The sequence below is a fragment of the Catenovulum sp. SX2 genome, from assembly GCF_052056295.1.
Lineage (GTDB): Bacteria > Pseudomonadota > Gammaproteobacteria > Enterobacterales > Alteromonadaceae > Catenovulum.
This window is the reverse complement of sequence record NZ_CP182494.1, coordinates 381,045-395,063: the sequence shown is the minus strand read 5'-3', so window position 1 is coordinate 395,063 and position 14,019 is coordinate 381,045. Positions and strand designations below refer to the sequence as shown.

Below are 14,019 nucleotides of genomic sequence, written 5' to 3'. Positions count from 1 at the left end.
TTAATCAAAGGTTGACCTTTGATCGCGCCTTAGCCAAGATCAACCTAACTACCGCTAATTTAGCTAAACTAAGAGCAGAGCATGTCTATTACCGCAATTTACCCAGGCACATTTGACCCTATTACCAATGGTCATTTAGATTTAATTGAACGCGCCAGCCGAATGTTCGACAAAATTATCGTCGGAGTAGCCAACAGCCCGAGCAAACAACCTTTGTTCGATTTAACTGAACGAGTGGCATTAACCGAGCACGTTACCAGCCACTTGAGAAATGTAACTGTGATAGGTTTTAGTGGCTTATTGGTTGACTTAGCCAAAAGCCAAAAAGCCAGTGTATTAGTTAGAGGGGTAAGAACAGTCGGTGATTTTGAATACGAGTTTCAACTTGCCAACGTTAACCGTAGTTTGTACCCAGCATTAGAAACCATATTTCTCGCGCCTAGCGAGAAAAACAGCTACATTTCTTCATCTATCGTTAAAGAGGTCGCTCGCCACGGGGGCACTGTTGCTCACTTTGTTGACGGCTGGGTTGCCGCACAATTGCAGGACAAACTGAATCAGGGTTAGCTCTACGTTCAAATTTGTCTGGGTATAAATACAAACCGATTTGATTAACAAATTGCGACATACGTAGCGGTCGAGTTTGTTTGCGCGTATAGGTGTCTACTCTATACAAATATTTGTTCGACACCTTACCATTGCCACACGCAACAGAGGCCATATGTGGTGTTTGTTCTAACTTTAAGCCCATTCGAGTTAATGCAGAACGCATTGAGTTTTCGATAAAAATGTACACATCATCAAATGAATTCTGTTCAATAATGTGGTTAATTGCTAATAACAAAGCATTGAACAAAAGCCCAGGTACTTTATAACCTTTAACTTCTTGACGGTATTGTGGGTCAACCGCAACTCGGGAAATTTCAATATCTCGTTCTTTGAGTTTTACATGCGGTAAATAAGTCGACAAAGGAAGTCGCGACAAGTTGCTTTTAACCACCCGCATACAACCAACAATCTTGCCGGTCAGCTTGTGTTCAATTACACAGTGAATCGCATCACTATCGTATTCATCTGTTTCTAAACGCTTTTTTGCTAAGTTTGGGAAATAGCCTAGTTCTTCACAATATATTTGATAGCGCAGCTTGAATATCTGCGGCATATCGTTTGTATTCGCAAAACGAATTTTGAAAAATTGAAAAAACAAAGCTCCCGGTGAAATTTGAGGAGCAGTGATAACTTCGGAATGATCTATTTCAAGCATTTAGTAAGTTCCCTATAAATACCGCGTTAATCCGTCAACACTTTAAACTTAACATTTAAACCCATTTAAAATTACAAAAATGGATACAAAGATGACGATTTAACCGCTTATAGGACTACAAGTCAAATACCAAAATTTTCGAATTTCTTTGATAATTGTATAAAGCTTGTTTTTTACTTGGCAATTCATCAACTTGGCCAATTCTAAAACCTAGCTCCATAAACCAATGAATACTGCGCGTAGTTAATGCAAAAATTTGTTTGTAATTTCGCTGCCGTGCTTTAAGCATAATATGGCGTAACATTGCCTGACCACGGTCCGCATCACGGTAATCTGGATGAACAGCTAAGCAAGCAAACTCGCCCATTTGTTCAGATTCAAATGGGTAAAGTGCCGCACAACCTATGACCAAACCATCGCGTTCAATTAATACAAAGTGGTCAATTTCCATTTCTAACTGTTCGCGTGAACGACGAACCAATAGGCCTTGTTCTTCAAGTGGGCGAATTAAATCTAAAATACCGCCAATATCGCTAATAGTTGCACTACGCAAACGCTCGGCAGGTTCAGTAACAATTTGTGTACCTATACCATCACGTGAGAAAAGCTCTTGCAGCAATGAACCGTTAATTTGGTAACTGACCAAGTGACAACGCGGTACACCGGCCCTTGCGGCTGTGATGGCTGCATTTAAAAATGCAATTTCACCAGAACAGGCATCGGCATCTTCACTAAGTTGCAGCATAATTTGCTCAGCATCGTTTGGTAATAACTCAGCTATGATTTCACCGTTTTCGTCTTGAATACCATTGCCTTCGGCAAAGCCGATCATTTTGTCGGCTTTAAGCTTAATCGCTACTTGGGTGGCAATTTCTTCAGCCGTTAGGTTAAAACTTTCACCAGTTACAGATGCAGCTATCGGCCCTAAGAGTACAATACCATTACTATCTAACTGTCGTTTTATACCTTGCACGTCAATACGGCGAACTTTACCCGTATGGTGATAATCCACCCCTTCGTCTACGCCTAAAGGTTGCGCTATTACAAAGTTACCGCTGATTACGTTTATTTGTGCGCCTTGCATAGGTGTATTACCTAAACTCATAGAAAGACGCGCCGTAATATCCAACATCAATTCGCCAGCAACTTGTTTAATAGTCCGTAATACCGAGTCATCCGTAATGCGTATGCGTTTATGATATTTACTTATCAAACCCGCACTATCTACCGCTTGGTTGTTTTGAGGGCGAGCTCCATAAACCAACACTACTTTAATGCCTAAACTGTTGAGCAAAGCAATATCATTGATTATGTCTTTAAAGCCAGGCTGACCTATCGCCTCACCACTTAACATAACCACAAATACTTTGCCGCGGTGGCTGTTAACATAAGGCGCGGATTGGCGAAAGCCATCAACTAGCTCAGTAGTACGTACGTATCTTTCCATTTGTCTCAGGGCGTTGTAAAACTTGCCCCTGTTATACCTAAAATGACGCTAAAAATATACACTAACGGCGATAAATCAACGATTAAGCAAATATCATTCGCAGGAATTATTCACTTAGCAACCAGCGAAATTGATAAGGTTTTAACACTGTTACTTGTGAATGAGCTAAATCCATTGTTTGTTGTTCAATTAAATCTAGCGGACGCATAGCAACATCTTGGATAAATTGATTATTGATAGCTTGTTCACGCTCGGTGAAATTAACTAACACCAATAATGTTTGGCCGTTTTTATGCAGACGTTTGAAGGCAAAAACATGTTGATTATTCGTATAAATAATTTCGGTTGAAGCATCGCCAAATACAGCATGCTGTTTTCTAATTTGAATAAGCTGAGCTAACCCTTCATATACTTGCTGTTCAACTGTACCTTTTTGCTCAACCGCATCTAGCATAACTTGAGTAATTTTAGGACGATTAACCCAGCGCGCATCATGTTTTTTATGTTCATCATTTAAATAGCTATAGTCATTTAATGCAGCGAGTTCGTCTCCTTGGTACAACAAAGGAATACCACCAATACTGAGCAAAACACTATGCAGCAGCATAATACGTTTAATCGCTTCTTCGACTGCCGCTTGATTATTTTGTTGTAGCGCTTGTTCTAAACCAACAAGTGAAGCAAGCGAGCCACACACACGGCAATCTCCCGTTTGTGGATTTTCTTGAAATGGCACGCCCGTAGCAAACGAACCTTGGAATCGACCTGTATAAAATTGATTTAAAAATTGTCGATGATCATAACCATTTATGCCTAAATAACCTGCATCACCATCATCAAAAGTCCAGCCAATATCATCGTGACATCGCGCATAATTCACCCAACTGCAATCAGGGCTAATTTTAAACCTATGTGATAAAGATTGAGTTAATAGGCGAGTTTTACGTGTGGCTAAACTATTCCACAACAAGGCCATCAATAATGGATTGTATGAAAGTTGGCATTCGTCTTTGTCTATATATTGCGCCACTTCGTCAGGGTGAACAATGGCTTCAGATTTAAACAACACACCCGGTGCAGCAATTTTTAAACAGCTATTAAAAGCTTGAATCAACAAATGTGCTTTTGGCTGACTTTCACAGCTGGTTCCCATTTGTTTCCAGATAAATGCCAATGCGTCTAAGCGTAAAACATCACACCCTATATTGGCTAAAAAGAGCATTTCACCCACAATTCCACGAAATACGGATGGATTAGAATAATTTAGATCCCACTGAAAACTATTAAATGTAGTCCATACCCATTTTTGCGTGTCTTCATTAAAGGTAAAACTACCACGGCGAACTTGGGGAAAAATTTCACGAATGGTTTGTTCGTATTGATTTGGCGTCGTTCTGTCATCAAACATGTAGTAATACTGCTGATACATTTCATCACCTTGTTTAGCCGCCAACGCCCACTCATGATCGTCTGCCGTATGGTTAAAAACAAAATCTAACACTAAACTCATACTCGCTTTGTCTAACGCGGTCGCGAGTTTTTTCAATTGCTGCATAGTGCCTAAATTCGGCGACACTTGCCGATAATCAGACACAGCATAACCACCGTCGTTATCTCCTTGCGGCGATTTATACAAAGGCATTAAATGCAAATAAGTAATACCTAACTTTTGGAAATACGGAATTTTTGTCTGCAAGTCGGCTAAATCTTCAGCAACTAAATCAACATAACAAGCCATACCCAACATCTTTTCCGATTTAAACCAATGTGGATTATCTAAACGCTTTTTGTCTTTGCGTTTTAACGTTAGGCTACGCTGTTTAAACTGCTCAACCAGTAATTCAACTAAAGCTTGCAAATGGTAATGCAAGTCATAACGCTGATCGTATACCTGCAGCATTTGGCTAAATAATTCAGGGAAGTACCTTTCTAATCTATCCTTAAAAGCTTGTTGCTGCGTTTTTGCAATACCTTGCAAACTCACTTGCTCGAAAATGCGAGCTAAACATAGTTTACTTTCTTGTTGATGATTCATAGTAACTTTCCAATAACACCCAAGTAATAAATAAGTTAATGGCCAACTTGCCTTACAAAATGTAATCGATTGTACCGATTATTACAACCGATTGCACAAAATATAAACTTTTTGCTAAAAACGCTTGCAATCGGTTGCAACAACAACCTACAATCGATTGCAATAATGTTGAAAAAATGTCTTTGTTAAGTGAACTTTAGCCAAACTGGGTCTAAAGTTTACAAGACACAGTCAGTGTGCAAAACAATGTAGCTTTTTCTTACATTCAAAATTACTGATCAAGTGGAGCCGAGCATGACTCAAACCAATACTCACAACCTCACACTAATTCGCTGGTTAACTTACTTAATGTTTATGATGTTTGCCATGACATCTGATTCAGTCGGCGAAATTATTAAAGAAGTCAAAATTGAATTCGACATTAATAATACCCAAGCGAGCTTAATGCACACTTTATTTATGGTAGGCATTGCGGTGTCAGGTTTATTTTTAGGGTTTTTAGCCGACAAATTTGGCCGCAAACAAGCCATTATTTTAGGTTTGGGCGGTTTTGCTCTGTCTTGTTACTTGTTTTTAATTGGCGATACCTTCCATTTTATTTTGGCGCTGATCACCCTATCTGGCTTATCAGTTGGGGTATTTAAAACCGCAGCTCTGGCGTTAATTGGCGATATATCTAATTCAACCAAAGAACACACAGGCACTATGAATGGTGCAGAAGCCTTTTTTGGTGTAGGTGCAATCATAGGCCCATTAATCGTCGCCTATTTAATTCATAACGGCGCGCCTTGGATTTGGTTATATGTACTAGCAGGTGTGCTCTGTACTTTATTAATGTTGCTTGCGTGGAAAGTAAATTATCCAGCGTATCAAAAACCAGCGGCAAGCAATAACAAATCGAGCTTTTCTAACAGCTTAAAATTAGTTAAAGACCCGTATGCAATGGGCTTTTCGATTGCTGCATTTTTATATGTAGCAGCCGAGAGCGCTATTTATGTATGGATGCCAACTTATCTCCTATGTGACGGCTCAACTGACTACAGCTGTTATTCATCTGACAGCGCAAAAACCCTAGCAATTTACTCTGTATCTATCTTTTTTGCTTTGCGCGCGTTAGGTCGTTTTGTTGGTATTTGGATGATGCAACACTTTAACTGGGCCATGGTTTTGATGTTGTTTAGTTTAATTATCGCTGTTTGTTTTATCGCAGGCATAGTGGGTGGCAGAGAGATAGCTCTTTACACCTTCCCACTTACAGGCATTTTTATGTCTGTGATATACCCAACCATTAATTCAAAAGGCATTAGCTGTTTTGCCAAACATGAACACGGCACGGTTGCTGGGTTTATCTTATTTTTTACCGCCTTGGGCGCTGCAGTTGGTCCACTCGTTATGGGCATAGTCAGTGATATGTACGGCGGCGATGCTCAGTACGGCTTTATTGTTGCAACTGTATTTACCAGTATTTTGTTTGTTGGCATGTTATTAAACTACCTATTTAATCCAACTGAAAAACAACTAGCCAAAATTGAAAAATCTCAATATGGAGCAGCATAAAGTGCCTTCACAACAAAATGTCGCTGTATTTGGCGAAGCATTAATCGACTTAATTGAACAAGCAGATGGCCAATTTAAACCTTTTATTGGTGGTTCACCCTTTAATGTTGCGTTAGCAATGGCTAGGTTTGGTTTAGCTAGCCATTACCTTGCGCCAATTTCGACCGATGAAATGGGTCAGCGCATAAAAGCTTACGCACAAAAAGAACAAGTTATCTTGCCAACAAATATGAGCTCAAACCGCAATACTTCATTAGCTCTGGTTTACAAAGATGCCAATGGCCAACCTGACTATAGTTTGTATCGCAATTTAGTTGCTGATTTAGACATTTCAGCACAAAAGCTAACGGCCAATTTACCCAGCGATCTGCAAGTTTTCCACACTGGCTCACTGGCACTAGTACCAGAAATGACAACAATCCTGACGGAAGTTTTTGGTTATTTAACCCATAAAAATATCAACATCAGCATAGATATTAATATGCGTAAATGCATTCCAGAACAAAAAGCCGCATACATAACCAGCGTTAAACAACTTATGCTACATGCAAACTATTTAAAAGTGAGTGATGAAGATTTAGATGCACTTGGAGCAAATGGTGAATATTTAGCGTATTGCCAACAACTACTGCAACAAGGCAGCATAAAACTAATCGCCTTTACCCAAGGAGCTGACGGCGCAACTTTATTAACCGCTAAACAAAGCTGCTTTTTACCCGCGATCCCTCCTGCCCAACTTGCAGATACAGTTGGTGCTGGAGATACCTTTTTTGCCGCTATGCTGGCCTACCTTGTGCACAACCAATTAATCTCAGTTGATGCCAGCGAATTTACTCAAGTGCAATTAACTAAAATTAATAGTTTTGCCGCAATCGCCGCGTCAATCAATGTTTCTCGCCACGGCTGCAACCCACCAAATTTTGCCGAAGTAACAGAGTTTGCCCAGCGCCAAAACATGCCTGTTTAAGCATGTTTCTTTCGCGCCTATGTTAACTGCGCTCCGCAAACATAGGCGCTTTTTTCTAGTTTCGTTGTGTTGATTTACGTTCAATCAATTGTACGTCAGCTAAAGCATTTTCTACTTGTTTACCGTTTATCAAACTCACCAAACAATCAACTAACTTATAAGCACATTGGCGAATATCCTGGTTGACAGTTGATAATGGCGGAGATGTGCGTTCAGTAAACGACAAACCATCGTAACCAATAACAGCCACATCATTTGGCACTTTTAAGTTGTGCTCTTGTAAACATGAAATTGCACTCATGGCAATTAAATCACTACAGCAAACAATGCCATCAACCTGAGGTTTTGCGTCTAAAAACTGATGAATGACGTTTTTAGCCTGCTCAGTGACAAAAGGTACTGTGACATCAAGATCTGGATTTACCGCAAGCTCTGCTTCGTTGAGCGCAGCACAATAACCTTGGTAGCGTAGTTCTGAATCAGCTGAAGATTTATCACCAAAAAAGGCAATGTTTCGACAGCCCTTTTTAATTAAATGCTGAGTCGCTTGTTTGCCACCTTGTTTATCATCAGTCGATACAAGGTGATACGCTTGCCCTTGAGTTGGTACGCCCCAAACCACCATAGGTAATTTGTCGTTTGCCAACGCATTTAACTGCTCATGGCCTTGGCCTTGACCGATAACAATCAGCCCTAAAGATTGACGATAAATGCGGCTGTTGCGAAAGCTCGCAGCATCTGTGATAGGCTCATGACTCACTAACATATCAAGCTCAGATTTGGCTAAAGCTTCCAACAAACTGGCGATCATCTCCATAAAAAATGGATCGAACGATTGTTGGTTAACCAGTGGGTCTGTCATCATGACTACAGTAACAGTTTGCGATTGATTCAACCTAAAATTACGTGCAGCTTCGTTAATGACATAGTTATGCTCTTGCGCGATTTGTTTAACTTTATTTTTGGTTCGTTCGTTAACCAAAGGACTGTCATTTAACGCCCGCGAGACAGTAGCACGCGAAACCCCTGCTAAATCAGCAATATGCTGCATATCAATTGAGCTCACACCAAACCTTTTTCTAACAGTTTTCTATGGTCACTAAGCTTATAACTAACGAGTTACGGTTGCAATCGATTGTACAAATATCTTGTTGGTCAATTGAGATATAATACTAAATAACGGATAGCCACTAAAATGAACTTTCGATTATCTTCTTTGCAATCAAAGTAGCCTAACTGTAATTGTAACATCAAGCGGATGCTCGACAACGGCCAGTTTGTTACCTGTAACATTTACCTATATTCAAAGTCACCCTATTCATATCCATATAAGGTCAACCTAAAACACAAACAGATTCGTCTGTATTGTTGTTATCGTTCTAAAAAATGATAGCTCTTGATATTCAAGTTGGACATATCTCCTATCGCTATTAGATATCAACATGCCTTATTTTAATTGCCCCTGCCTCCAAATAATGAACCTATTATATTAACGTTAAAATTATACGAATTTTCATATAGCAATATATCCACAACGACTTAAATACTTAGTATGTTTATTAGTAGTCCTTTTTCTCATTTGCTAGAGTAAATCATAAACAGCTACAACACTAGCTTGAGTCATACAGTTATGTTCAACACATTAAAAGACGATTTTACCATCACTTATTAACACAAGATCAGGCGACAGAGCTAACGCAAGATAAAGATATAAAATTCGAGTAGTAACAGCATAGACTTAAGCTGGTACCGACTTTTCTGACGTAAGAATCCGAATAACATTATTAATTTTTTGCATAAGCCACATCACCAGCTATTTTTTATATATGTACTGTTTATGCCTCCATTCACTGCGTCCTCACGCAAAACATTTTAGAATTGTACGCGACTGACATAATCCAGCTTGTACAAGGCAATAAATCTGATTACTTGGTAACAATTACACTGCAAAACATTAAGTTATAAAAAGTAACCGCCAGTGCGGATAAGCGCTAGCTAATACCAAACAGATTATCGATAAGTGACTTAGCATAAAGACAATACAACAGTGTTGATATTTTCTGATAATAGATTTCTCATTGCAAAAAAGCTCAATTTAAAGCATATAACATTTTTGGCAGATTTTGCTAGCCGCTCCTTTTCCAATATCAGGCCACTAAAAAATCGAAAATTAATAGAACACCAATTAGTTGCTCTGACTAGTCCCCTGCCCGATTTACTTTATCAAGCATTCGCCAACACACACATGAATTAGATGGAATAGACCTGTCACCATTATTGAATTCACAGATATCTGATTTAGCGCGTCCGTCAATTACGACCTTTGGTGAACGAATGTTTTCAGCAAGTAGTAAATACCCACATGAGTTTAATAATCTCGCGCGAGACCGGAACTATAGTTCCGTATTAGACAGTTTTAGAGTTTGGTTACCAACTAGGTGGGTAGAGTCGCTAAGCGGAAGGAAAGGATAAAAAAGGCCTCAAATGAGGCCTTTTTTGTTTATGCATCTGTCATGATAGATTTAAGTTTTTCATGCAGCATTTGATGCTGCTTTTCCGGTTCAATCTGCTCATGTTCAGTTTCTGGAAAAATCAGTTTAAACAAACCAGTAAAAGAGGCGGGTTCTTTTACAATTTTTGATAGCATTTTATTGGTTGTTTTCACTGATTTTGAATACGCCACAGCATCAATTTTACTACTTGAAGTTTTAGTCTCGTGCGAGACTTTGTCTTCTTCGCTATTATTTGACGAGCCATATTCGTTCAGTGCTTGCTCTAATGCGTTGATAAAACGCGCTTCGTCTGATTCATATTCAGCCAAACCATCAATTAGTTTAGAGATAGTTTCTAAACCAACTGAGTCTAAAATTGCGGGGTTGGATTTTATTAAATCAATAACAGCAGGGCGTTTTAAAATTTTGATTAATTTAAAATACCAAGAGCGTGAAAGTTGTAGTTTTGCACGCATATCATCGGCAGAGGTATTTTTATCTTTTAAGAAAATATACAAGCGGTGCTGCGCTAATAAACGCTCAAACTTAGTCTCAGATTCTTTACTATTGTTTTCTGTATATAGGTCTAAAAGTGAAGTTTCAGCTGTTACTTCTACCTCTATATCTTGTGAAGATTGCCAACCATCTACATAACCTAATGCAACAGCACGACGATGACCACCACCTGTAATCAAATATTTTTGACCACGGATATGCATGGTTTTAATTTTATCTTGGAGTAGGGCACCGGCATTTATATTTTCAGCAACTCTAAACACTGACTCTAAAAAACTTGATGCAATTTCATTTAGTTTTTCATCCGCAATGTTAACTAAAGCAAAACCTTTGCCGACGAACACACCTTCATTTTCAGTGAGAGGGTAGAGTACTCGAATGTCTTGTACGAGACTTCTATCAACACCAAATGCTGAATAGTCTTCAGAAGAGTGGCCCTCAATGAATGAAAGAACTTCATTTTGTGGAACTTCACTAACCCATGTATCTAAAGAATCGATAGCTTGCTGCTGTGAAATAGCGTCCAAGTTGTACTTACTAACAACCGAATCATTTACACGTCTAATAAGTGAAGTTGCAATTCGACTATTTAACGGATTGAACAGTACATTGTTCAATACAGTCGTAGTAGATTTATTATTTTTAAAACGGCGACGAGTAGTATCGGCAACGACAGGCTCTTTACCGATTGAGTCAAAAGACCTTCTAGTTATTGCCCTTTTCACTATACAACCTCTTCAATTTCTAGTTTGTTGTAAATTTTCGCGACAAAATCTTTAACCATTTTGAATGTATCTTCTTGCTTCATATATTCAAAATTTTCTGGATCATCTGGCAATGATTCAAGTTCAAATGCAGTACGTTTGGTAAAAGCTTCCTCTTGAATGAGCGGCGCTGCACCAGGAATTGCTTTGAGTAAATCGTAACAAGTGCTCTCTTTTCTGTTAAAGCGTTTACTCACTTTATTAAGGAATAAGCCAACAAAGTCGTGATCATGATTTCTGTATTGACGCGCAATATTTTGAATATCGCCTAAAACGGCAGGCACACCTTGTTCGACATTCCATATGTCTAAATTAACTGGCACGATAACTTGATCGGCAATTGCGATAGCCGCATGTGCAGCATATGTACGAGAGGGAGGGGTATCTATGATCATAACGTCATAGTCCTCTTCAACTAATCGTACAAGACCTTTGAATTGTTGAATTACCGCAGATAAAGGTTCTTCAGAAATTTCATCACTCTTGAAGCGTCCATTAAAAGTATCGATTCCACCGTCAGAAGGAACTACATTTAAATTCTCGATAATAGTTGGATATTCAATAAAATCATGACCGGCAAAAATGTCAGAGATACTGTAAGTTCCACCGTGTTCGCACAAAGGATTAGAGGGCAGTGGCCATTGTTCTGCTGTCTGATATTTGGTATCGGGTGATAAGTATTTTAAGAAATAATAGGTCGAGTTTTGTTGGCTATCACCATCCACATACAAGACGCGTAGTGGTGCAATATCGTCTATTCCTCTAGCCAAATGTACAGCTAAGGTAGTTGCAGAAAATGTTTTGCCTACCCCGCCTTTTCTTGCTGCTACAGCGATTACTTTCATAATAGTTTCCTCAACTTACGCTATTTGTAAATGATAACGCCTATTTGTAATGCTGTACATCAATTTTTGGTAAGTCTCGTACGAGACTTACCAAAATTTTTATATACACATCATCGAGCAATCAATTTAGAACCTGTTATTAGATAGAGTTGGTTAAAGAACAAACAAAGCATGTTTATAGTCTCGTACGAGACCAAGGATATATTGAATGAACCTAAAATAGGAGATATCCTATTTACAAAAGAATAATCCTATTTTTAAAATTCAAGAAACAAACATGACATCAGAAATTGAACTCCCAGAACTAGGAAAGCCTCCATACTTTTATACAACAACAAGTAATCTCAATGGACTGGACAAATTACTAAATAGTTCGCAAATACAGCTATTGGCGGCGCTAACAATTAAAGGTGAAAAACAGGCAATATTAAGTTGTGAAGAACTCGCAATTAAAATTTCGAGAAAGCCAGTTACAGTTAGGCACATTGCAAAATCGTTAGTTTCGCTAGGTATTTTGAAAAGAGAAAAAGGCAAGGGCAGAGGAAATAAACCAGCAGATTTTTTTAGTTATGTTCAGCAGTCAAAAGACCAAGACACGAGTATAAAATCACAAAGACAAAATTTTGCCTCCAACTGGTTTTCACTATTTTTGCAATCAACAAACCAATTTGAATTAGAGCAAATGCACTTTTCTACAAATATGTTGGTTTATCTAAATGATGTCTATTTATATGTAGAAATATTGAATGAACTCTACTCACTAAAAACTCTTCAAGCAGAAATGATGGCTGATAGAGAATTATCATCAGCTGATCTATACAATAACCAATTAAAGCTAACAACCAACCAGTTTCAACATATTACCCAAAAAGACTTAGACGAAAAATTAACGCGCCTAGCTGAATATTCATTTTGTATTAAAGCAGATAATAGTCAGGCGAACAGTTATTTTCTGAAACTAGTAACTAAGGTTTTAAACAAGACAAATATAGAATTTGTCGTAGAATTTCCAATTGAACTAATTTACAACATATTAGATTCGTCGTTAGTCATTCTATTACCCAAGTTACTAGAACTAATCAAACAAGAAGAGAATCCAGCGCTCAAGAGGTTATACACTTTAATTGCTTTAAATGTATGTATTAACGACACCCAAGTATTTGTTATCAAGCAAGCTCATGTAGATTCATTACTGCAAGATATTTCAAAAGACGATGTCGAATTTTTTAACCAAACACTAAATAAGGGCATTGAAATAGAAGTGCCATCAGATAGCCTGTCATCAAAACTGATGCATGAACTAAATATAACAATGTCGCAGGGATTAAAAGTAAAATTAGAACAAGACATTGTAATTTGGTCTTACTAACGTGGCCTAAAAAGCGACTAGTTCTAAATAACTTCGTTTTTTATGCCACCGATTTTCATAAAAACGTAATAAACCAGCTTTTACTTAGTATAAGGTGGCCTAAAATACGATTATTCCGCACCTTGAGCGCTTTTCTACCAAAATCAATCTCGGCTTTAGCTCTAATGAGGCCAATTTTACGATCTGAAGATGAATTATTTCGTAAAAACGGCCACTTTTGACCCATAGTGCTACACAAATTGAAATAGCTGAATGTAAGAGGTCGTAAAAAAGGCCACGTAACTCATAAATGTGGCCACAAATACGACTTACTTGCGCTTGCTCTCGTAAATACGGCCACATTTAAATTCAACGACTACAAATTAGTTTAAATAATAACCAATTGATAAATCTTTTATAAAAAATAAAAATTTTATCAATCACTTAAGATAGATAGATCTATTTATATATATAAATAAATGGATCTGATCGATCTGTTTCCGGCTAAATAAAAACAAAGACTTAGGACTATAAAGTGGCCGAAAATAATAGAAGGTGGCAGCAAATACGACTTAACGTGGCACAATATACGTATTAGGTGGCCAACTTTACTTGTGTATGTGGCAACAAATACGATTTATTGTGGCCGATTATACGAATGTCAAAACTCGAGGCTCGTAAATATGGCCACTATAGCAGTAAAAGTGGCCTCAATACGCGTAAAAAAGGCCACATTAATACATGACCTGTGGATAACTAGCTATTGCACTTAAAGTGGCCTTAG

At 38.2% G+C, this 14,019-nt stretch carries 10 protein-coding genes; 4 read left to right on the top strand and 6 right to left on the bottom strand.

Going from position 1 to position 14,019, the window contains the following annotated elements; translation table 11 throughout:
• Positions 1 to 81: 81 nt before the first annotated feature.
• Positions 82 to 567, top strand: coding sequence for a pantetheine-phosphate adenylyltransferase (gene coaD, locus ACMZOO_RS19005; protein ID WP_440906461.1), 486 nt, complete (start codon positions 82 to 84; stop codon positions 565 to 567).
• Here the strand turns inward: coaD and ACMZOO_RS19000 are convergent.
• From ACMZOO_RS19000 to ACMZOO_RS18990, 3 genes are all read right to left on the bottom strand, one after another.
• Complete coding sequence (locus ACMZOO_RS19000; protein ID WP_440906460.1) at positions 476 to 1,264, bottom strand: acyl-homoserine-lactone synthase; 789 nt, start codon at positions 1,262 to 1,264, stop codon at positions 476 to 478. The genes coaD and ACMZOO_RS19000 overlap by 92 nt on opposite strands.
• A gap of 115 nt (positions 1,265 to 1,379) precedes the next feature.
• Entirely contained in the window at positions 1,380 to 2,711 is a 1,332-nt protein-coding gene (gene argA / locus ACMZOO_RS18995) for an amino-acid N-acetyltransferase (RefSeq protein ID WP_440906459.1), read from the bottom strand.
• Between the two features lie 106 nt (positions 2,712 to 2,817).
• Positions 2,818 to 4,746 carry an alpha-amylase family glycosyl hydrolase gene (locus ACMZOO_RS18990; protein ID WP_440906458.1) on the bottom strand — a complete coding sequence of 643 codons (1,929 nt, stop codon included), beginning with the start codon at positions 4,744 to 4,746 and terminating at the stop codon, positions 2,818 to 2,820.
• Positions 4,747 to 5,040: 294 nt separating this feature from the next.
• Here ACMZOO_RS18990 and ACMZOO_RS18985 point away from each other — a divergent pair, with 294 nt between their 5' ends.
• Together ACMZOO_RS18985 and ACMZOO_RS18980 are read left to right on the top strand one after the other, a co-directional pair.
• Positions 5,041 to 6,303 (top strand): MFS transporter, encoded by a 1,263-nt coding sequence (locus ACMZOO_RS18985; protein ID WP_440906457.1) that lies wholly within the window; start codon positions 5,041 to 5,043, stop codon positions 6,301 to 6,303.
• Positions 6,290 to 7,270 (top strand): carbohydrate kinase family protein, encoded by a 981-nt coding sequence (locus ACMZOO_RS18980; RefSeq protein WP_440906456.1) that lies wholly within the window; start codon positions 6,290 to 6,292, stop codon positions 7,268 to 7,270. Before ACMZOO_RS18985 ends, ACMZOO_RS18980 begins: the two co-directional genes overlap by 14 nt.
• 55 nt (positions 7,271 to 7,325) lie before the next feature.
• On the opposite strand, the gene ACMZOO_RS18975 is transcribed toward ACMZOO_RS18980, so the two are convergent.
• From ACMZOO_RS18975 to ACMZOO_RS18965, 3 genes are all read right to left on the bottom strand, one after another.
• Positions 7,326 to 8,336: a LacI family DNA-binding transcriptional regulator gene (locus ACMZOO_RS18975; RefSeq protein ID WP_440906455.1), complete on the bottom strand. Its 1,011-nt coding sequence runs from the start codon at positions 8,334 to 8,336 to the stop codon at positions 7,326 to 7,328.
• A 1,434-nt stretch (positions 8,337 to 9,770) separates the two neighbouring features.
• Positions 9,771 to 11,003, bottom strand: a complete 1,233-nt coding sequence (locus ACMZOO_RS18970; RefSeq protein WP_440906454.1) for a hypothetical protein — start codon at positions 11,001 to 11,003, stop codon at positions 9,771 to 9,773.
• Positions 11,003 to 11,887 carry a ParA family protein gene (locus ACMZOO_RS18965; RefSeq protein ID WP_016956689.1) on the bottom strand — a complete coding sequence of 295 codons (885 nt, stop codon included), beginning with the start codon at positions 11,885 to 11,887 and terminating at the stop codon, positions 11,003 to 11,005. The genes ACMZOO_RS18970 and ACMZOO_RS18965 overlap by 1 nt, the downstream gene beginning before the upstream one ends.
• A gap of 277 nt (positions 11,888 to 12,164) precedes the next feature.
• On the opposite strand from ACMZOO_RS18965, the gene ACMZOO_RS18960 reads away from it, so the two are divergent.
• Complete coding sequence (locus ACMZOO_RS18960; protein ID WP_440906453.1) at positions 12,165 to 13,256, top strand: hypothetical protein; 1,092 nt, start codon at positions 12,165 to 12,167, stop codon at positions 13,254 to 13,256.
• Positions 13,257 to 14,019: the final 763 nt, after the last annotated feature.